The sequence below is a fragment of the Frankia sp. R82 genome, from assembly GCF_023716925.1.
GTDB lineage: Bacteria > Actinomycetota > Actinomycetes > Frankiales > Frankiaceae > Frankia.
On record NZ_JAMQQG010000006.1, the window covers coordinates 41,111 to 61,227 of the forward strand.

The following is a 20,117-nucleotide window of genomic DNA, read 5'->3' on the forward strand; positions in this document are numbered from 1 at the left end:
ACGGAGCACGAAGCGGAGGCAGGCCCATGGAACTCGGTGTGCACGGAGTGAACATCATGGTGGCGGCAACCGGGAAGGACACCGCGCACCTGGCCCGCCGGGCCGAACAGCTCGGCTATCAGTCGTGGTGGACGGGCGATCATGTGGTGATGCCGGCATCGCTGCCGCCGGGTGGGCCGAACGGCCCGGCCGATCCCATCGTGGACGCGCTCGTCCACCTGTCCTATGTGGCGGCGGTGACCGAACGGATCGAACTCGGTACGGGCATTCTGATTCTGCCGCAGCGTAATCCGCTGGTGCTGGCCAAGCAGGCCGCAAGCCTGGACGCGCTCAGCGGCGGGCGGTTGCTGCTCGGGGTCGGCCCGGGCTGGCAGGAGGCCGAGATGCGGGCGGTCGGCGTGCCCCCGCAGCAGCGTGGGGCGCGCACCGACGAGTACCTCGACGCCATGACCTCACTGTGGACGGACGAGTCGCCCGAATTCCACGGCCGCTACGTCGACTTCGCCGATGTCCTGTCCCATCCGCGGCCGGTGACGCCCGGCGGGCCAAGGATCATCATCGGCGGGCACAGCCCGGCGGCGTACCGGCGGGCGGTCGCCCGCGGGCATGGCTGGTTCGGCACCGGCACCGTCACCGGCCTGGAGGAGAGCCTGCGCGGACTGGAGAAGGCCGCCGCCGAGGTCGACCGTCCGGCCCGCCTCGGCCGCCTCGAGCTCACGTTCATGCACGCCGACCCCACCGAGATCAGCGCCGATGCCGTCCGGCAGGTGGCCGACCTCGGGGTGGACCGGTACCTCGTGTTCGCGACGCCGAGCCGCACGGTCGCCGCCGCCAAGGTCTTCCTCGAGCGCCACGCCGACCTCCCCCGCTGATCTCCCCGCCGAGGCGATCGCGTAGGTCCACACCTCGATCGCGCCAGCGGCGAGACGCAGATGGTCATCGCCGGCGCCCGTCGCCGGACGCTGGCGTCGCGCTGGACGGGCCACGGGCAGGCGCCGCGCCGGCTCCGGTCGGGATGATCCGAGGCCGGCGCGGGTGGTCAGCTCTCGATCGGGGTGACGCCGACGGCCTTGTAGGGGGTGGGCTGGCCCTTGCCGTCCAGGACCGTCACCAGGGTGCCACGGACGCAGGCCGCCGGCTGGCTGGGAACCGCCTTGCCGTTGCAGCGGAACTTCAGGCCGGACGCGCCCGGCAGGTCCTTCGCCGGCATGGCCTTGATCGCGGCGGTGATGGCGGCCGGGGTGACGTCGCCGGTGAGGCCCTCGGTGGCCGCCTGCAGCGCGGCGACGGTGATGAACATCGTGAACGTGCCGGAGCGGTTGAGATCGATGTCGTGGCCGTAGGTGTCCACGACCGCCCTGATCAGCCGGCTCGACGGGTTGTCGGTGCCGACGGGTGAGGGGGCCGAGACGGCCAGGCCCCTGAGGGTGGAGCCGGGCACGGCCTTACGGGTCGAGTCCGTGATGCAGACGATGCTCGCGGTCACCGTGCCGGTGAAGCCGACCGCCTTGAGGCCGTTCAGCGCGCTGATGCAGAACGAGTCGCTGCCCAGCAGCGTCACCAGGCCCGGGTCGCTCTTGGTGAACTTCTGCAGCTGCGGCGTCATGTCGGCGGTGCCGGCCGGAATCGACACCAGGTCGAAGTCGAGGCCTGCCCTGTGGTAGGCGGGCCCGACGGCGCTTGTGAAGTAGGCGGTCACCGTGGGCACGTCGATCGCCACCGTGGTGATCTTCTTCAGGCCCTTTTGCCTGGCCTGTTCGATCGGGAGGTTGATCGAGGCGTAGGTGGGATCGGTCAGGGCGAACGTGGTGTCCCGGTCGGCGAGCGGTCCCGGCGCCGAGGTGTTGCCGAACATCACCGGGATCTTCGCCGCGTGCACCGGCTGCCAGATGCTCTCCCCCACCGACGACGAGCCGACGATGACGGCGGCGACCTTCTCCTCGACCATCCGGTTCCCGCAGTCGGTGCCCTTCGCCGGGTCCGCCAGCGCCTCACACGTGACCAGTCGGATCGGCCGGCCGGCGATTCCACCGCGGTGCGCGTTGAGCCAGGACACGGCCGCGTCGGCCACTCGGCTCTCATACGCCAGGTCGGAGACCGGACCCTTGCCGTCGGAGACCATCCCGATCCGCACCGGCGCGCCCTTGGCCTGGTCGGCCGGGCCGAGCTCGGCCGCGTCGCCGCTGGTCGACGTCGTTGCGGCGCCGCCGGCGGAGCCGACGCCGGCCGACCCGGATCCGCTGGAGCCGCAGGCGGCCACCACCAGCAGGCCGGCGGATAACGCGGCGACGGCGGCTAACGATCGCCGGGGCGAGCGCGCAGCGGTCCTTCGCCGCCGGCTACGCAGACCAGGAGTGACGGGGTATCTCATGGTGATCCCATCTGTGCAGGTGCGATCCGGGCAGCGCGGGTGTGCGTTGCCCGGGCTGAGTTGCCGCGGGTGTGCGCTGGCAGACACGGGCGGCACTACCGGAAACGCGCACTACCGAGGACGAGCGCTACCGGGGACGGGCGCCACCGCCGCGATCGTCGCGGGCTGGTCGCCGGCCGCCGGCCCAGGCGGCGTCCCCGGCGTCCCTCCGTCGTGCTCGCCGTCGGTCCAGCCGGTGGCCAGCACGGCGGCAGTGTGTTCGCCCAGGTGGGGAGCGGGGCGGGAGATCCGCCAGGGGGTGCGGGAGAACCGGTAGGGGGCACCGGGATGCAGCTCGGTGCGGCCGGTGTGCGGGTCGGGTACCTCGACGGCGAACGCGCGGGCCACCAGATGCGGGTCGCGGACCGCCGCCTCCGGCGAGACCACCATCCCGGCGACGAGGGCCCGACGCTGGCAGCCCAGAAAGAACTCGGCGGCGGGCAGGCGGCTGGCCAGCAGCATCATCGCGGCGCGGGAGGCGTCCCAGATCGGCTGGGCCAGCGGATCGGTCGCCAGGCTGACGATGCTGACACCGCCGCGTTCGACGCCGAGTTCGAGCAGCACCACGTCCGGGAAATCGTCGCGCAGCCCCGCCGCGTCGATCCACTCGACGAGCGCCGCGTACTGTGCGGCGGCCCGCGGGGGGAAGCCGAGCACCACGTACTGCCCGTCGGCGGCGCGGACCTGCGTCTCGTTGGTCGGCGACACCGTCGCGTGCCGTCCGGTCTGGCGGGAGACGATCTGCCCGTCGGCCAGGTACTGGATGGTCCCCAGTTCGCAGGACACGTTCAGGGCCGCGTCCACGCTGACATCGATGTGCTGGCCCCGGCCGGACCTCGTGCGGTGCAGCAGCGCGGTGAGCGTCGCCGCGACGGCGAACGACCCGGCGACGTGCGTCGCCTGCCCGCCGGGCCCACGCACCGGCGGCAGGTCGTGGTCGTCGTAGCCGCAGGACAACACCGGTCCGGCGCCGGCGAGCAGGGTGAGGTCGGTGACCGGCTGATCCGGGTCCGAGGCGGTGCGACCGTACGGCGTCACCGTGGTCCACACCAGGGTCGGGTACTGCCCGGTGAACCGCGCCGGGTCGAGATCGAGGGCGCCGACGGTGCGGTCGGCCGCCGACCGTCCTTCCAGGAGAACGTCGCAGTCGGCCAGCAGCCGCGCGAACCGGCCCCGGTCCTCAGCACTGCCGACCAGGTCAAGGACGATGCCACGTTTGGAGGTGTTGTAGTGGCGCCAGCCGAGGGCACCCTCCGGGTCCGGCGTGGCAGCCACGAACGGGGCGCGCCCGCGGGCCGGCGCGCCACCGGGCGGTTCGACGACGACGACGTTCGCGCCGAGGTCCGCCAGCAGTTTCCCGGGATAGGCGGTGAACTCGCCGGCCAGTTCCAGCACCCGCAACCCGAACAGCGGCCCGGACGGGACGCTCACAGCACACCGCTCGCGGCGAGATCGGCGAGCTCGGCGTCGTCGACCCCGAGCAGTTCCCCGAACACGAACTGGTTGTGCTCGCCCAGGCACGGCGCGCCGCGGCGCAGCGACCAGTCCGTTTCGGACAGGTGCACCGGCAGGCCCTCGACCCGGGCCGGTCCGATCTGGGGATGGTCGACCGTCGGCCACAGGCCCCAGTCGGGGGTGGCGGGATGCGGACCGTCGATGCGCCCGGCGGCCGAGCGCACCGGACTCGCCGGGACGCCGGCGGCGACGAGCCGGGCGGCGAGCTGCTCGGCGTCGAACCCGACGGTCCACGCGCCGAGGTGGTCGTCGAGGGCGTCCTGGCCGGCGAGGCGGGCCGCCACCGGCGCGAGCGTCGCCTCGACCGCCCAGGGTTCGCCGATCTCGGCGGCGAGGCGGCGCCAGTCGTCGTCATCGCGGCAGGCCAGGGCGATCCAGCGGTCCTCGCCACGGGCCGGGTAGATGCCGTGCGGTGCCATGGCGGGATCACGGTTGGCATGCACCGTGCCCGGCTCGCGCGGCGGGAGGCCGGCGAGGTGCCGTTCGAGGATGTCGGTACCGGTCAGGCTGATGCCAACCTCGACAGCGCAGACGTCCACCGCCTGGCCCGCACCGGTGCGGTCGCGGTGCCAGAGCGCGGCGAGCACGGCGATCGCCATCGCGTAGGCACCCATGTGGTCCATGTAGGAGTAGCCCCAGCCGGCGGGCGGCTGACCGGGCAGTCCCGAGGCGAACGTCAGGCCGCTCATCGCCTGGACGATCGGCCCCCAGGTGCGGAAGTCGCGGTACGGGCCGCTGGCGCCGAAGCCGCTGTTCGAGACGTACACGATCGACGGGTTGAGCTCGCGTAGCCGTGCGTACGGAAAGCCCATCCGGGCGAACACGCCACCGGCGAAGTTCTCGGTCACCACGTCGGAGACCGCGATCAGCCGTTCCAGCAGCTCCCGGCCGCGTTCGGTGCGCAGGTTGAGGGTGACGCCGAGTTTTTCGGGGTTGTGGTTGTTGAAGCCGGCGCCGAGTTCGATGCCGCGCCGCTCGTCGAGATACGGCGGAGCACCGCGCAGGATGTCCCAGCCGCCCTGGTTCGTCGGATCCTCGACCCGGATGACCTGGGCACCGAAGGCGGCGAGCAGTCGGGTGGCCCCGGCGCCGGCGAGCTGGCCGGACAGGTCGCACACCCGGATATGACGCAGGGCGTCGGAGTGGACATCGCGTTCGGGTGGGCCGGCGGCCCACCGGTCGGCCGGTGCGCCGAGCTCCTCCCAGGGCGATGTGGTCACCGGGCGCCCACGTCCCGCAGTCGGCCCGGAGAAGATGTTTCGTCCGTTGTGCGCAACCCGTCCACCTGTCGCCTCCCGATGCTCGGCGCAGTGCCTGCGGAGCACGGGTGTATCAAGCGTGTGGGCGGAGAGTCCAGAACTGGGACTTCTATGTGTGCAATGTCGGATATGACGGGTCAGGGATCGGTGGTTTCGCCCACGGGGTGACCGGCCGGCACCGAGCCGCCCAGCCACCCCGAGACCGTCGCGCTACACCGTCGCACTACACCGTGGAGTGACGCTCCGCGTACAGACGGGCCCATTCCTTGCGGGAGCGGATGGCGGTGTCGACGTCGGTCGCCGTCGCCCGCAGCCCGCCGACGGTCGCCCGCTCGCGCGGCAGCTCGGCGAACGGGTCCCAGTTGAAGAACCGGCAGGCGTTCTGCCAGGTGATCTTGTCGATCTCCGGGTCGGTCGCGCCCGCGTTGTTCAGCTCGTTCAGCACGAACTCCGGTGCGTTCGGCCAGATCGAGTCGGAATGCGGGTAGTCGCACTCCCACGCGATGTTCTCGATACCGATCTCGTTGCGCAGCCGCAGCGAGGTCGGGTCGGTGACATAGCAGGCCAGCGAGTGGTCGCGGAAGACCTCACTCGGCAGCCTGTCGCCGAAGTCCCGCCGCAGCCAGCGCTGGTTGGTGTAGTGCCGGTCGCAGCGGTCCAGGTAGAACGGGATCCAGCCGATCCCGCCCTCGGAGAAGGCGACCTTGAGGTCCGGGTACTGGCGGAACGCCGGGCCCCACAGCAGGTCCTGGACGCACAGCACGGTGACCTGCGTCGCCAGGATGATCAGGTTGTCGATCGGGCCGTCCGGCGCCATCTTCAGCGCGGCGAAACCGGAGCCGATGTGCAGGCACATGACCACGCCGGTGTCGCTGAACGTCTGGAAGACCGGCCCCCAGAAGTCCAGGTCGTGGTAACTGGGCAGGCCCTCCAGGTGCGGGAGCTCCGGCATCGTGATCGCCCGGGCGCCCTTGGCCGCCACCCGGCGGATCTCGTTGATGATGAGCTGGTTGTCCCACGTCGGCACCAGGGCCAGCGGGATGAACCGGCCCGGGTAGGTGGCCGCCCACTCGTCGATGTGCCAGTTGTTGTAGGCCTCGACCATGCGCACGGTGACGTCGGACTTGTAGTGGTTCAGGTGGCCGGCACTGAAACCGGTGAACGTCGGGAAGCACATCGACGCGACGATGCCGTTGCGGTCCATGTCGCGGACGCGATCATGGATGTCGTACACCCCCGGGCGCATCTCGTCGAACTTGGCCGGCTCGAAGCCCCACTCCTCCGCCGGCCAGGACACGACCGCGTTCAGGCCGCTGACCCCGGTCACCCGACCCTGGTAGATCCACTCGTCGACGCCCTGCTCGTTGCGGACCACCTTCGGTGCCTGGTCGGCGAGCTTCGCGGGCACGTGGTTGCGAAACATGTCCGGTGGCTCGACCACATGGTCGTCGATGCTCACCAGAACCATGTCGTTGATGTCCATACCAGTCCCCTCCGGGTTTGACCAGATATTCCGTGCGACCGAGCCTTCGATGTGACCAGGCATACCTACCCATCTGGTTGTACGCTGTCGAGCCGTGACCGTCTCCGCGCCGTCGGCCAGAAGCCATGCGATAACGGCCAGGTCCGTTCGGGCCCGCCAGGCCGACGGGCCACTGGCAGCGACCCATCACGGCCTGCACAGCTTCGTCCGCGACGGCGTGATCGACCTGCGCCAGGGCGGGAAGGGGCTCGGCGGGGCCTTCACCTACAACGGCCCTCCCCTGGTCACCGGCTGGCACCGGCACGACCTGCACCAGATCGAGTATGCGGTCAGCGGCGTCATCGAGGTGGAGACCGCCGCCGCGCACTACCTGCTACCCCCACAACAGGCCGCGTGGATTCCGGCCGGGCTCGAGCACTCGGCGACGATGAACTCCTCGGTGCGGTCGGTGGCCGTGCTGTTCGACCCGTCGCTCATCTCCCGGCCCGGTGACCGCACCCGCATCATCGCCGTCCCGCCGCTGATCCGGGAGATGGTGATCTATGCGCAGCGCTGGCCGATCGGCGGCGCCCAGCCCGACCCGGTGGCCGACGGCTTCTTCCGCACGCTCGGTCACCTCGTCACCGAGGCGCTCGACCAGGAGGCACCGCTCGACCTGCCCACCCCGGCCGACCCGCTGCTGGCCGCGGCGGCCGCGCACACCCGGCGCCACCTCGCGGCCATCACCGTCGAACAGGTGAGCCGGGCCGTCGGGGTCTCCGAACGCACGCTGCGTCGCCAGTTCCGAGCCGAACTCGGCTTATCCTGGCGGGACTATCTGACCCGCGCACGACTGCTGCGCGCGATGGCCCTGCTCGCCGAAACCGGACCGTCAGTACTGGAGGTATCGACCGCGGTCGGCTTCGACAGTCCCAGTTCCTTCGCTCGCGCCTTCACCCGGCACTGCGGCGAAAGTCCGTCAGACTATCGGCGCCGCGTGGCCAGCCGAACCTGACCCGCCCGTCGGTCCGACGACCCGACCAGGACCACTCGTCCTGGCAGCACCGGATTTACTCTGCTATATTGCGACATACCGCCCGGGGGGGATGGATCCCGGAGAGGTACTGTTGGCGCACATCTCGGCGCACACCACCGTCACACCCCACGACACTGTCGCATCACACAACGTTGTCGCACCGCACAACGTTGTCGCATCACACAACCTTGTCGCACCGCACGGCCGGGCACCCGGTATTCCGACGCACCCACCTCCAGTGCGCAGTTCATCGTCGCGCCGGCTCTCCATGCGCGGATTACCGGCGTTGGATCCGTCGGCGTTGGAACTGTCGGCGTATGGTTCCTCGGCTCAGGTTGTCGCGGCGCTGGGGGCACCGATCATCGTCGGTGTCGCCACGTACACGCCGGCGCGAAGACCGGGGGTCACCACCGACGCCACCCTCGGCCACATCGCCGGAATCGTTGGTTACACTGCCTTTTTCCTCATGACAGCGACGGTCATCTGGGGCGTGCTTCTGGCCACCCGCGCCCTGGACCGGCATGTTCGCCGGCCCACCCTGTACGGCGGGCACATGACGCTTGCGATCCTGGCGCTCGCGGCGTCCGTAGTCCACGCCCAGGTGCACTTCTTTCGCCATGATGCCTACTACGATGAGACGAAGATCTGGCTTCCCTGGCTCGGTGGCGCCAAGTGGGCGGTCGCCGTGGGCATTCTGGGGCTGGACCTGGTGATTGCGGTCGCGGTGTCGATCTGGTTTCAGCACCGCGTCAGCTACCGGCGATGGCACCGGTTCCACTGGCTCGCCTATCCGGGATTCATCCTCATTGCCGTACACAGCACGGTGGCCTCCCGGGAGACGTCGTTCGGCGTTATCTGGGCAGCGATGGCAGCCGTCCTTTTCATCGCCCTGGCCCTGGGCGCCATGCGGGTTCTCTCACCTGCGGTGCGCCGCGAGGGCTATGACCCCTGGTTCGACCTCGCGGAGGAGTTTGAGAATGGTATCCATCGGCGATGAAACCGGTGTGACGGTCACCTTTCCGAAAGGATTCCATCCGGCCGAACAGCCGATTCCGGCAGCCGTTCCGGCCGTGTTTCCGACGTCGCCGAATCCGATGCGGACCACCGGGCCTCTCGACGTCGCACCGCTGGTGGATCTCGGCGGATACGGCGGTGTGGCGCGCGCCGGTAGACCGCCCGCGTTCACGCCGAACGCCCGGCGCCGCCGCGGCCGGCTCCTGCGCCGTCCGGGCCGGCCGCAGGTGAGCGTCGACAACAACCGGTGCCGGCTGTATGCGATCTGCCAGATGGAGGCCCCAGCCAGTTTTCTGGTGGCCCGCGACGGCCGGCTCTACTACGACACCGCACCTGCGACCACGGAGCTCACCCGCGTGCGCCAGGCGGCGCGGCTGTGTCCCATGCAGGCCATCGCGCTACGGGCCGAGCCCCGATGAGGCCCTACCGCACGGAGTTCACCCGGGCGCTGGTGGATGTGGGTCGCGCCCGGCGGCAGCACCAGCCGCCGCGCCGGCAGGTGGTGATCGTCGGCGCCGGTATCGCGGGGTTGCGAGCGGCCGAACGCCTGCGGGAACGTGGCTTCGACGGGTCGATCGTGTTCGTCGGTGACGAGCCGCACAAGCCGTACAACCGCACCCCGCTGTCCAAGCAGCTGCTCGCGCAGACCGGCCGGCTGACCGACCTGCGGCTGCCCGTCTACCGTGAGCTGGACGCGCTCTGGCGGCTGGGTACCCGCGCCCTCGGGCTCGACCTCGCCCGCCAGCGCCTGCTGCTGCCCCGGGGCGAGGAACTCGCCTACGACGGGCTGGTCATCGCCACCGGCGTGGAGGCCCGGCATCTGCCGGGGGCGCCGCTGTGGTCGGAACACGTGTGGTCGCTGCGGGACCTCGCCGATGCGCGGGGTCTGTCCCGCCGCCTCGCCCTCGGCGTCCGGCATGTCGCCATCGTCGGAACCGGGTTCATCGGCTGTGAAGTAGCCTCCAGCCTGCGTAAACGAGGTATCGAGGTATCGCTGATCGGCCGTGGGAAGGCGCTGATGGCCTCGGCGATCGGCGGGAAGGTCGGCACCCTGATGACCCGGGTCCACCGCCGCAACCACGTCAACCTGCTCCTCGGCCGCAACCCGGTGCGCTGGGGCACCGCCGACTCCCCCGCCTCCGACCGGACCCCGGCGGGTGTCGGCGTGCGGATCTGGCTCGACGACGGCAGTCGTCTCGACGCCGACGCGGCCGTCATCGCCGTCGGTGCCCTGCCGGCGGTGCGCTGGCTGCTGGGGTCCGGGCTGGACATCAGCGACGGGGTGCTCACCACCGCTTCCTGTCATGGCGTTGTCCGTGAGGGGACCGCGACCGGGGTCGTCCCGTCGGTGGTCGCCGCCGGGGACGTCGCCCGGTGGCCGAACCTGATGATCGATGCAACGCCCCGACGGGTCGAGCACTGGATCACCGCGTCCGAGCATGGGCAGGCGGCAGCCGACGCGCTGCTGCTCGGCCCGGGGCAGGCACCCCCCTTCACCCCGCTGCCCCGGTTCTGGACCGAGCAGTTCGGAGTGCGGTTGCAGGGTGTGGGCCGCCCCGGACTCGCCGACACCTGCCGGCTCGCCGAGGGCTCCCCACGCGCCCTCGAGTTCGTCGCCTGCTACCTGCGGGCGGGTACGGTCGTCGGCGCCGTCGGCTGCAATGCCGGTGCCCGGCTGCTCGAGTACGCCGACCTGATCGGTCTGCCGCTGCACCCCAGGCCCGAGCTCATCGGGTCCCTGCCCGGGCCGGTACCCGCTGCGGCGTGACCGGGCCTAGCCGGGCCTAGCCGGGCCGACCGGCCTGCTCGGGCTGACCGGCCTTCGCGGCGAGGTCGGCGGCCCAGCGCAGGTCGGGTTTGCCGGCGGGCGAGCGCTTCACCTCGTCAACGATGATGTATGCCTTGGGCAGCTTGTAGCGGGCGATGTGCGCGGCCGCCGCCGTAGCGAGGTCGTCGTCGGTCACCGACACGCCGTCGTGCGGGCGCACGAGCGCGACGACCTCCTGCCCCCACCGTGGTGACGGTCGGCCCGTCACCACGACATCGCGCACTCCGGGGTGGCTGGTGAGGGCCTGCTCGACCTCTTCGGCGAAGATCTTCTCTCCGCCGGAGTTGATCGTCGCCGAGTCGCGGCCGAGCAGCTGGATCGTGCCGTCCGTGAGCAGGCGGGCCCGGTCGCCCGGCACGGTCATGCGCTGGCCGGCCACCGTCGGGAACGTCCGGGCGGTCTTGTCCGGATCGCCGAGGTAACCCAGCGGCAGCGCGCCGGTCTTGCCCAGCCAGCCCGTGCCGTCATGGCCGGGGGGGAGCAGGCTGTGCCGCTTCTCGTCGAGCACCACGCTGCCCTCGGTCGGGCTGAACACACCAGCCGGCAGTTTCTTGCCACGGGTGGTGATCTGCAGGCCCTGACTGCCACCCTCGGATGATCCGATCGAGTCCATGATGGTGGCTTCCGGCATCAGATCGAGCAGACGTTCCTTCGCCCCCGCCGACAGCGCCGACCCGCCGGACAGGATCGTGCGCACCGAGGAGACGTCGTAGCGGCCGGACTCGATCGCCTCGATGATCGGCAGGGCGAACGCCTCCCCGACGATCTGCAGCAGCCGCACGTGTTCCCGGTCGACCAGGGCGGCGATGTCGTGGCCGTCGAGCCGGTCGACCCGGTTCTGGATGACGACGAGGCCGCCCTTGTTCATCGTCATGAACGCCGTCCAGTGCCCGGCGCCGTGCATGAACGGCGGTGCCGGCAGCGCGACCGTCGGGTCGGTCTCCGCGGCCGCACGCGCGATCTCCGCCAGCGATGCGAACGGCGTGCGGTCGGGGCGACGACCGCCCATCGCGGTGACGTGGATGTCCCCCTGGCGCCACAGCACGCCCTTGGGCAGTCCGGTCGTGCCACCGGTGTAGAGCAGATACAGATCGTCGGGCGACCACTCGTGCGACCAGGGCGGCAGCTGCCCGGATGCCCCGGCGAGCGCGTCGGAGTACCAGCTGGCACCGGGCAGCAGCGCCTGGCCCGAGTCGTCCTCGATCTGGATGAGCACCTGCAGGTCGGGCAGGTCGGCGAGCACCTCGGCGAGCCGCGGCGCGAACTCCGACTGGTAGACGATCGCCCGACTGCGACTGTCCCGCAGGACGTACCGCAGTTCCTCGGTGACGTACCGATAGTTGATGTTCAGCGGGGCGACCCGTGCCTTGAAGGCGCCGAGCATCGCCTCGAGGTACTCGTTGCCGTTGTGGGCGTACACAGCGAGATGATCATGCTGGGATTCGTGCGGCCCGAGCCCCGCCCGGCCGCCGGGACGGGCGCCCAGCCCCCGGTCGTGCAGCACATGAGCGAACCGGCGGGTGCGGTCAGCGACCTCGGCGTAGGTCAGCCGACGGTCCCGGAACACGATGCACTCACGATCCGGCACCGCTGCGGCGACAGCCTCATGAACAGCGGCGAGATTGTATCCGGACCCCACTCCATGATCGCCCATTCGGGCGAGGCTATCTCAGTACCGCGCGCCCGGTCGACCGGTAAACAACGTTCAGTACAACCGGGGAGTTACCTGGTCAGGCCGGGGCGCGCAGGGTCTTCCATCGCTCGGCGACATCCGCGTAGACCTCGGCGTGGGCACGCGGCCAGGCCAGGTCGGCTTCCAGAGTGTTGACGGTGATGTGACTGGCGCCCACCTCGAGCCAGCGCGCGAGCCGCGCCGTCGTCTCGGCCGGCGTGCCGCCGCGCACCGCCACGTGCCCCTGCAGACCGAGGGCGTCCGGGTCACGCCCGGCCCGCTGCGCCGCCGCCCGCACCTGCTCCCAGGCGGTGGCCAGGCGCTGCCCGTCACCGAGCGCGGGATGCGGGATCCATCCGTCGGCCAGGCGTCCCACCCGGTCCAGCGCGGCAGGGGCGTCGCCACAACCGATCCAGATCGGGATCGTCCCCGCCGCCGGGCGCGGCTCGATGCCGGCCCGGTCGATCTCGTCGAACTCGCCGGCATGCGCCACCACCGGCTGCGACCACAGGGCGCGCAGCAGCGGGATCTGTTCGTCGAGCCGGCGGGCCCGGCTCCGAAACGCCACGCCGAGCGCGTCGTACTCCACCTCGTTCCAGCCGATCCCGACGCCCAGGCGCAGCCGCCCGCCACCGAGCAGCACGTCGAGGGTCGCCGCCTGCTTGGCGACCAACGCGGTCTGGCGCTGCGGCAGCACGAGGATGTCGGTCACGAACGACAGTGACGTGAGCGCCCCGAGATGCGCGAACAGCACCAGCGGCTCGAGAAAGGGCGTGGTGTGGTCGTAGTGGCCGGTCCACTCCGGCCGGCTGGTGGAGTCAGCGCCGAGCACGTGCTCGAACGCGAGCAGATCCGCGTAGCCGACGTCCTCGAGCCCGCGGGCGAAGTCGGCGATGGCGCCCGGGTCGCCCGGTCGGATCTCCGCCTGCGGAAGCACCGCCCCCAGTCGCACCGCCCGGTCCGTCACTGCGTCTCCCGCTCGCTCGTCGCGTTCCCGGCGGCTGCGGCGCCGGTGGTACCGGTTGCGGTGGTGACGTTACGCCAGATCGGGTGAAACTCCCGCCGCCGAATCACCCAGCGACCGGCCAGGTGGACGACCTCGTCGTCGTACCGGCCGAACACCGCCTGGCAGGAGGCAAGGTCGGCACTCACCAACAGGGCGTGCAGATAACAGGACGCCTCGGCGACGGCCGGCCTGCCCGCATCCCTGCCACGGCCCGCGGCTCCGGCTCCGGCCAGCGGACGGTTCGGCGGAACACCGTCGTCCGACTCCGCGCCGCCCTCCCGCGCGCCGTCGCGCCGCGGGTGCGCATGGTGGGTGGTCATCTGGTGCAGGGTCGGGCCGAGCGCGTCATGAAACGGCGGCGCCCAGGCCAGGAACTCCTCGAGCGTGCCCAGGCGGGCGGGTCGACCGAAGCCCACCCGCGCGTCCGGTGCGAAGCAGCCGCGCAGGGCTGACCAGTCCCGCCGGTCGATCGCCACGGCATAGGCGTTCTGCACACCGATGATGGCCTGCACGTCATCCGTGGCGAGACCACCGTCTGAGCTGAGTCCGTCGTCCGTCGTCACCGGCGCCTCCGTCCACCGTGCCGGCGTGCGGTCACGGCTTGCGAGCGATACCCCCGTACATGTGCACGTGCGCGTCATCGGTGGCGGCGGCGATCTCGTCGGGGTGCCAGCGGTTGACGAGTACGACGCCCGGGTCGATCAGCTCCAGACCGTCGAACAGGCGCTCGACGCGGGCCTTGTCCCTGGCCACCAGCGGAATGCCGCTGGCGTTGTAGGCGGCGACGCCCCGGTGGACCTCCTCGGGCGCACTGTCCGCCGTGCAGGTCGACAGCGCGAGAATACTTCCGGACACCAGCGGGCGCATGATCTGCCCGATCAGGTCGCGCACCACGTCGTCATCGACGATGAAGTGCACGATCGCGATCAGGCTGACCGCCACCGGCTGGCCGAGGTCCAGCGTCTCGAGCAGCTGCGGCGCCTCGATGATCGACTTCGGGTTGGCGAAGTCCGCGTCCAGATAGGAGGTGCGGCCCTCGGCCGAGCTGGAGAGCAGGGCTCGGGCATGGACGAGCACGATGGGATCGTTGTCCACGTAGACGACCCGCGCCTGCGGCGCGACCTCCTGGACGACCTCGTGCAGGTTCGGCGGCGTCGGCAGACCGGTGCCGATGTCGAGGAACTGACGGAACCCGTACTCGGTGGCCAGCACGCGGGCCTGGCGGGCCATGAAGCGCCGGTTGGTCCGCATGGACGTCGGCAGGTTGGGCCAGTCGGCGATGGTTGCGTCGGCAGCCGCACGGTCGGCCGGGAAGTTCTCCTTGCCGCCGATGATGTAGTCGTAGACCCGCGCCGAATGCGGAATGTCGGTCCGCAGATCCGCCCCGGACACCGCCCGCCCGGCGACGCTCGTATCCTCCGCAGCCCGCACGCCACTGTCAGCCACGACTCCCCCTTCGCCCGGGATGCCCACCGCCGAATGCACTGCGCCATACCGTACCGGGCCGGTTTCCATCCGCATCCAAATTGGTCTCATCCGTGGCAGCAATCGACCATGAAAACGGCCGGACGTAGCCCCGGGCGATCCTTCGTGGATCAAGGGGCTGTCGCGGTCGGGGCGTGAAGCGTGGTCGCTGGGCACGGTTGCAGTCGGGCTGAACGAGCGCGGTTCGTGAGGTGGCGATGGGCATGGACGCGCAAGGGTCGCCCTGTCCACGCAGGGCGGTGGAGCGGTTTCCTCCCGCGCCGGCACGGTGGTGAGGACGGCCCGGATGCGGCGATGGATGACCTCGGTGCGACCTTTCCGTGGCCGAATCCAGTAACTACTTTGCGTGGACAGCAGGGCAGTCGGAGATCCACGAAAGCCTCTGGCGGCCAACCAGGCCTGGCGCCGTGGCGGGACGAGAACGTCCACCATGATCGACAGCGACGTCAGCGCCCCGAGGCGCGCAACCGGCATCAGCGGCTGCGGACGACTCGCCCACCCGCCGGGCTGCCCGCCGACGTCCCACCAGGGTCGTCTGCAGGCAGGCCCGGCGTAGGCGGGCCTACAGGTCGGCGTACTGGGGGTCGTCGGCGATGAGGATGCGCTCCAGCAGGCGCGGGGTCGACCCGTAGTTGCGCACGGCGTAGTGGACCGTCGCCCGGTTGTCCCAGAAGGCCACCGAGCCCGGCCGCCAGGAGAACCGCACCTGGTTCTCCGGCCGGCGGTACTGGTCGATCACGGCCGCGAGCAGTTCGTGGCTCTCGGCGCGGTCGAGGCCGACGATCGTGGGACGCTGGGTGAAGTTCACCCACACGATCTTCTCGCCGGTCTCGCGGTGGGTGCGCACAACCGGGTGCGCGACGATCGGGTAGTCGTGTCCGGAGACCTGCAGCGCGGACCGGTAGTCGTGCGTGACGTGGTGTCCCTCGATCCGCTCCTTGATCTCGTCGGAGAGACTCTCGTAGGCGAGCGCGGCATCGACCCACACGGTGTCCCCGCCGACCTCGGGCAGGACCACGGCCCGTAGCACCGCGCCCCAGGTCGGGACGAGTCGCCAGCTGGTGTCGGTGTGGTAGGCGTCCCAGCTGTCGTCGCCGGGCTGTGGGCGGAAGGTCTTCTCGTACTTCTTCAGGTCGTCGGCGGAGATCCGGTGAATGGCGTTCGAGGTGGCGTCGGCCTTCGCCGCGCCGGGGTGGGTGTAGAGCGGGCCGAACTCGCGGGCGAACGCCTCGTGCGTCTGCTGGGTGAGCTCCTGGTCGCGGAAGAACACGACCTTGTGCCGCAGCAGGGCGGCCCGGATCTCGTCGCGCACGGCGGGGGTCAGTGGCTCGGCGATGTTCACGCCGCCGATCTCCGCGCCGATGGTGGGCTGCAGCGGACGGATGTCCAGCGACGACGAGACCGGGGTCTCCACGATGGTGGTCATTGATGCGGTTCCCTTCGATGAACGGGGCGGCGGGCCAGCCGGGGTGGCAGGTCGAGCAGGGTCAGTGGCGGGTCAGTAGTGGATCGGGCCGAGGGTGCCGCCGCCGGCGGCGATCGACTCGCCGGTGACGGCGACCGACAGCGGTGAGGCGAGGAAGGCGACGACCGCGGCGACCTCGTCGCCGGTGACGGCCCGGCCCAGGGCGATGCGGGCGGAGGCGGCCTGGATCCGCTCGTCGGACAGGACGACGCTGCCGCCGTCGTCCGCGGTGAGCGTCAGGCCGGGGTGCACCACGTTGACGGTGACGCCGTGCGGGCCCAGCTCGTCCGCGAGGGTCTTGGTGAGCGCGGCGACGCCCACGTTGCGGATCGATCCGGAGGCGAGGCCGACCTGGCGGGCCGCGAGCCCCCCGATGTTGATGATCCGGCCCCAGCCCTGCGCGGTGAAGTGCGGCGTGACGGCCTGGGCGGTGCGCAGATAGCCGAGCACCTTGACGTTGAAGTCGGCGGCGGCGTCGGCGGTCGACAGCGCCACGGTTCCCCCGCCGCCCGCCCCGGCGCCACCGGGCTTCGCGGCGTTGTTGACCAGAATGTCGACTCCGCCGAAGGCGGCGACGGTCTGCTCGACGAGCTCACGGACCGACGCGTCATCGCCGGTGTCGGCAACCACCGGCAGGACCGTGCGCCCGATGCCGTCTTCGGCAAGCTCCGCGGCCGTCGCTTTCAGCACCTCGGCATTTCTCGCGGCGATGACGACCTGAACTCCCTCGGCGAGCAGCGCCCGGGCGATCGCCCGCCCGATGCCACGGCTACCTCCGGTCACAATCGCCCGACGACCAGCAAGTTGAAGATCCACAAATTCTCCGTACGACAGGGGGAAGACGCGCATTCCACCATCGCGACACAGGACCATCGCGACACAGGACCATCGCGACACAGCCGGATCCCGAAAACACCGGAATACCGGAGGCAGGCACACCGGTGAGAACATCCGGATGCGCAAACCAGTTGCCGGCAGCAGGCCGGTAAAGATCCGCGAGATCGACGAAAAAACCCGAGCCCTCGCCACGGCACGGGGGTCGGCTCGCGGCTGGACAGGTGGACGGGCTGGCAGTCGGGGTACTGGCCGCAGGCCGGCCGCCCGGCGGGCCAGGGATCAGGAGATCAGTGGCCGCAACAGCTCGCGGAGATGACGCGCAGCAGGTCGATGTGCTGGCGGGTGACCAGGTAGGCGGTCCTCAACACACGTCAAAGTTGACCACAGTTTCCCGATCGGTCAAGTACACATGACGTGTGACCAGGATCACATTAAGAATTGATTCGCTTCAATCACGGAACGTGGCCGCAGTGCTCGCGGAAGCGCATATCGAAGGCCGTTTATTCCCGCGGCAAAAGCTTGACAGCAGATTCGTTCGTGCCGCAGAGTCCCGCTAACGGCACGTCGGGCGGTGGTGTGCCCGGGCCTTCCGGGTTGCCGTCCGCGCCACCGGCATGTCCACTGGCCACCGCCAGGCTGCCATACGACGGTAACAATTCCCGCGGCGGCGCGGCGCACCACTGACGCACGTCGCAGGTACGCCGGACACCTGCGAAAAGAACCCCGCGGGCTCGCCAGAAACACTCCAAACTGGACTTTTCGCACCCCCCCGAGATTCATGTTTTCTCATCCCCTCCCGCCGGCGGCACCTCCCGTCACCGGCAGCTGAGAACGTCGGCGGCACCGAAGGAGAACAGTTTCGTGAACCAGACCCGGACCGCGCCGCGGACCCTGGCGGAATTCATGGCCGAGCTGCAGGCCAGCCGGGATGCCGAATGGCCGGCCGAACAGCTGCGCACCCATGCCGAGCTCCGCGGGCGCTTGGTCGCACAGGCGGATCCGTCCCGGTTCGTCGCACCCGGTGACGTCGTCGCGCCGTTCGCACTGCCCACGGCGGGAGGCGGCACGACCAGGCTCGACGATCTGGTCGCTCACGGGCCGGCGGTCCTGCTGTTCTTCCGGTTCGAGGCCTGCCCCGCCTGCAACACCGCCCTGCGCGGCTACCAGCTGACCCTGGTACCCGCCCTGCGAGAACTGGGGGTGGAACTCGTGGCGATCAGCCCGCAGGTCCCCGAACGACTGGTGCGGATCCGGGAGCGTCACGGGTTCGACTTCACCGTGGCCAGCGACCCTGACCACACGCTGATCGACCGCTTCGGCATCGGCTTCGCGCCGACGGACGCCGAACGCGACGCCTCCCGGGCCCGCGGCGTCGACCTCGGCGAGATCCTCGGCACCGGCTCCTGGGTCCTGCCCTATCCGAGCGCCGTCGTGGTCGACCAGGCGCAGGTCGTGCGGTTCGCCGACGTGCAACCGAACTGGATGGTTCGCGCGGAGCCGACGCGCATCCTCGCGGCGGTCCGTGGGTCCGCCGCAGCACACGCATCGATCACCGAACAGAAAGGATCCTGATCGAGATGACACTGGCATCCGACCTCAAGCCCCAGCACAGCGAGCCAGCTCCCATCGTGGCGACGGCGGGTAGCCGGTCGGCCGGGCAGCCCAACGAGGGCGGGGCGGGCACCGAGGTCAGCAGCAGCTGGTCCGGGCTGGTCTCCCCCGCCGCGGGTGGGCAGTGGCCGCGACCGGTACCGGAGCGTTCGCTCGACGAGGAGCGGCTGCACCGCAAGCGCAAGCTCGCCGCGGCGTACCGGCTGTTCGCAAAGCTCGGCCTGGCCGAGGGCCTGTCCGGCCACATCACCGCGCGCGACCCGGAGCTCACCGACCACTTCTGGGTGAACCGGTTCGGCCTGGACTTCAGCCGCATCACGGTCTCGAACCTGCTGCTGGTGAACTCGCACGGCGAGATCGTCGAGGGTCAGCCGCCGCTGAACACCTCCGCGTTCGCCATCCACTCCCGCATCCACGCGGCCCGTCCGGACGTGATCGGCGCAGCGCACACCCACTCGCCGTACGGGCGTGCCCTGTCCGCGCTCGGCGAGCCGCTGCACCCGATCTCCCAGGACGTCTGCAGCTTCTACCAGCATCAGGCGCTGTTCGACGAGTACAACGGCGCCGTGCTCAGCGAGGACGAGGGGCAGAAGATCGCCGATGCGCTCGGCCCGCACAAGCTGGTGATCCTGCGTAACCACGGGCTGCTCACCGTCGGCTCCAGCGTCGAGGCGGCGGCCTACCGGTTCATCGCGGCCGAGCGCGCCGCCCACACCCAGCTGGTGGCGGCCGCGGCCGGCCCGCTGCGTCTGCTGGACCACGAGACCGCCAGCCACACGGCTGGCCAGGGCGGACGCGACAACGACGGCGCACGCTGGGCCTTCGATGCCCTCTACGAGATCATCGTCGAGGAGCAGCCCGACCTGCTCGACTGAGCAGATCGGGGGGCGGCTCGGCCGGGCATGTAGTGATGTTCGCCACTGCCGGGGGCCGTGAATCAGTCACGCATGGCAGCGACCCTCGGCCGTGGCAGTCACCAGCACCTACCCTGCCAACGCTCAACGCACCCCCAAATGCCTACCCATCATGGTGAATAGGCATATTTTGATCATTAGCCGCAGATCGGACGCCGGTGGCCGTGGTGACCAGCACCGATCCAGCCTGCATGTTGACGGACTTGTCGGGTGTCGGGCATTGTCCACACATGCGGTCGAGATTCCTTCCCGTGGCATGCCGCTACGTGGACTACCGGCGGACGTCCAGCGCTCTCTGTCGCTGACCCTTCGATCTTTCAGGCTTCGCGGGTTCCCCGGCTTCACGCTCTCCTTTTTGGCTGCGCTCCTGCCTGCCACGAGTGCGCCCGCTTTCTCTGCCCATGACACGAGCCCTGTCCGTTTTGTGATGCGGGCACGTCGAATCCTGCCCGCAGTGCCGTCCCGGTAACTGTGGGCGGGCGAAGCATGCCCACAGCAACGCACGCAGGCTCCACGCGAGCTACAGATTCTCCGCGTGTTCGCGCGGAATGCGCACGGCGAATATCCACACAGTCACCTTGTGACCCCGGAAACCATCCCGGA

17 protein-coding genes are annotated in these 20,117 nt (G+C 70.3%); 7 read left to right on the forward strand and 10 right to left on the reverse strand.

Annotated features, from left to right (window positions below; translation table 11 throughout):
• Positions 1 to 26: 26 nt before the first annotated feature.
• Positions 27 to 872 (forward strand): LLM class F420-dependent oxidoreductase, encoded by an 846-nt coding sequence (locus ND747_RS02690; RefSeq protein WP_251731465.1) that lies wholly within the window; start codon positions 27 to 29, stop codon positions 870 to 872.
• Between the two features lie 167 nt (positions 873 to 1,039).
• Here ND747_RS02690 and ND747_RS02695 read toward each other — a convergent pair whose 3' ends face one another.
• The 4 genes from ND747_RS02695 to ND747_RS02710 form a co-directional block, all read right to left on the reverse strand.
• Positions 1,040 to 2,260 carry an ABC transporter substrate-binding protein gene (locus ND747_RS02695; protein WP_251731467.1) on the reverse strand — a complete coding sequence of 407 codons (1,221 nt, stop codon included), beginning with the start codon at positions 2,258 to 2,260 and terminating at the stop codon, positions 1,040 to 1,042.
• A 222-nt stretch (positions 2,261 to 2,482) separates the two neighbouring features.
• Complete coding sequence (locus tag ND747_RS02700; protein ID WP_251731469.1) at positions 2,483 to 3,841, reverse strand: CoA transferase; 1,359 nt, start codon at positions 3,839 to 3,841, stop codon at positions 2,483 to 2,485.
• Positions 3,838 to 5,145 (reverse strand): CoA transferase, encoded by a 1,308-nt coding sequence (locus ND747_RS02705; protein ID WP_251731471.1) that lies wholly within the window; start codon positions 5,143 to 5,145, stop codon positions 3,838 to 3,840. The genes ND747_RS02700 and ND747_RS02705 overlap by 4 nt, the downstream gene beginning before the upstream one ends.
• Positions 5,146 to 5,407: 262 nt before the next feature.
• Positions 5,408 to 6,667 carry an amidohydrolase family protein gene (locus ND747_RS02710; protein WP_251731473.1) on the reverse strand — a complete coding sequence of 420 codons (1,260 nt, stop codon included), beginning with the start codon at positions 6,665 to 6,667 and terminating at the stop codon, positions 5,408 to 5,410.
• Positions 6,668 to 6,884: 217 nt separating this feature from the next.
• Here ND747_RS02710 and ND747_RS02715 point away from each other — a divergent pair, with 217 nt between their 5' ends.
• From ND747_RS02715 to ND747_RS02730, 4 genes are all read left to right on the forward strand, one after another.
• On the forward strand, positions 6,885 to 7,661 hold the full coding sequence (locus ND747_RS02715; RefSeq protein ID WP_251731516.1) for a helix-turn-helix transcriptional regulator: 777 nt from the start codon (positions 6,885 to 6,887) through the stop codon (positions 7,659 to 7,661).
• Between the two features lie 307 nt (positions 7,662 to 7,968).
• Complete coding sequence (locus tag ND747_RS02720) at positions 7,969 to 8,679, forward strand: ferric reductase-like transmembrane domain-containing protein (protein ID WP_251731474.1); 711 nt, start codon at positions 7,969 to 7,971, stop codon at positions 8,677 to 8,679.
• A 97-nt stretch (positions 8,680 to 8,776) separates the two neighbouring features.
• A complete protein-coding gene (locus ND747_RS02725; RefSeq protein WP_251731475.1) occupies positions 8,777 to 9,115 on the forward strand; it encodes a ferredoxin in 339 nt (112 codons plus the stop codon).
• Entirely contained in the window at positions 9,112 to 10,464 is a 1,353-nt protein-coding gene (locus ND747_RS02730; RefSeq protein WP_251731476.1) for an NAD(P)/FAD-dependent oxidoreductase, read from the forward strand. Before ND747_RS02725 ends, ND747_RS02730 begins: the two co-directional genes overlap by 4 nt.
• 16 nt (positions 10,465 to 10,480) lie before the next feature.
• Here ND747_RS02730 and ND747_RS02735 read toward each other — a convergent pair whose 3' ends face one another.
• From ND747_RS02735 to ND747_RS02760, 6 genes are all read right to left on the reverse strand, one after another.
• Positions 10,481 to 12,178 carry an acyl-CoA synthetase gene (locus ND747_RS02735; protein WP_285899866.1) on the reverse strand — a complete coding sequence of 566 codons (1,698 nt, stop codon included), beginning with the start codon at positions 12,176 to 12,178 and terminating at the stop codon, positions 10,481 to 10,483.
• Between the two features lie 76 nt (positions 12,179 to 12,254).
• Positions 12,255 to 13,148, reverse strand: a complete 894-nt coding sequence (locus ND747_RS02740; RefSeq protein WP_251731480.1) for a TIGR03619 family F420-dependent LLM class oxidoreductase — start codon at positions 13,146 to 13,148, stop codon at positions 12,255 to 12,257.
• A gap of 11 nt (positions 13,149 to 13,159) precedes the next feature.
• Entirely contained in the window at positions 13,160 to 13,765 is a 606-nt protein-coding gene (locus ND747_RS02745; protein ID WP_251731482.1) for a nuclear transport factor 2 family protein, read from the reverse strand.
• 31 nt (positions 13,766 to 13,796) lie between these two features.
• Positions 13,797 to 14,648, reverse strand: a complete 852-nt coding sequence (locus tag ND747_RS02750) for an SAM-dependent methyltransferase (RefSeq protein WP_251731484.1) — start codon at positions 14,646 to 14,648, stop codon at positions 13,797 to 13,799.
• 601 nt (positions 14,649 to 15,249) lie between these two features.
• Complete coding sequence (locus ND747_RS02755) at positions 15,250 to 16,113, reverse strand: TauD/TfdA family dioxygenase (protein WP_251731486.1); 864 nt, start codon at positions 16,111 to 16,113, stop codon at positions 15,250 to 15,252.
• Between the two features lie 72 nt (positions 16,114 to 16,185).
• Positions 16,186 to 16,968, reverse strand: coding sequence for an SDR family oxidoreductase (locus ND747_RS02760; RefSeq protein WP_251731488.1), 783 nt, complete (start codon positions 16,966 to 16,968; stop codon positions 16,186 to 16,188).
• An 882-nt stretch (positions 16,969 to 17,850) separates the two neighbouring features.
• Here ND747_RS02760 and ND747_RS02765 point away from each other — a divergent pair.
• Complete coding sequence (locus ND747_RS02765) at positions 17,851 to 18,561, forward strand: peroxiredoxin-like family protein (protein ID WP_251731490.1); 711 nt, start codon at positions 17,851 to 17,853, stop codon at positions 18,559 to 18,561.
• Between the two features lie 5 nt (positions 18,562 to 18,566).
• Positions 18,567 to 19,475 (forward strand): class II aldolase/adducin family protein, encoded by a 909-nt coding sequence (locus ND747_RS02770; RefSeq protein WP_251731492.1) that lies wholly within the window; start codon positions 18,567 to 18,569, stop codon positions 19,473 to 19,475.
• Positions 19,476 to 20,117 lie beyond the last annotated feature (642 nt).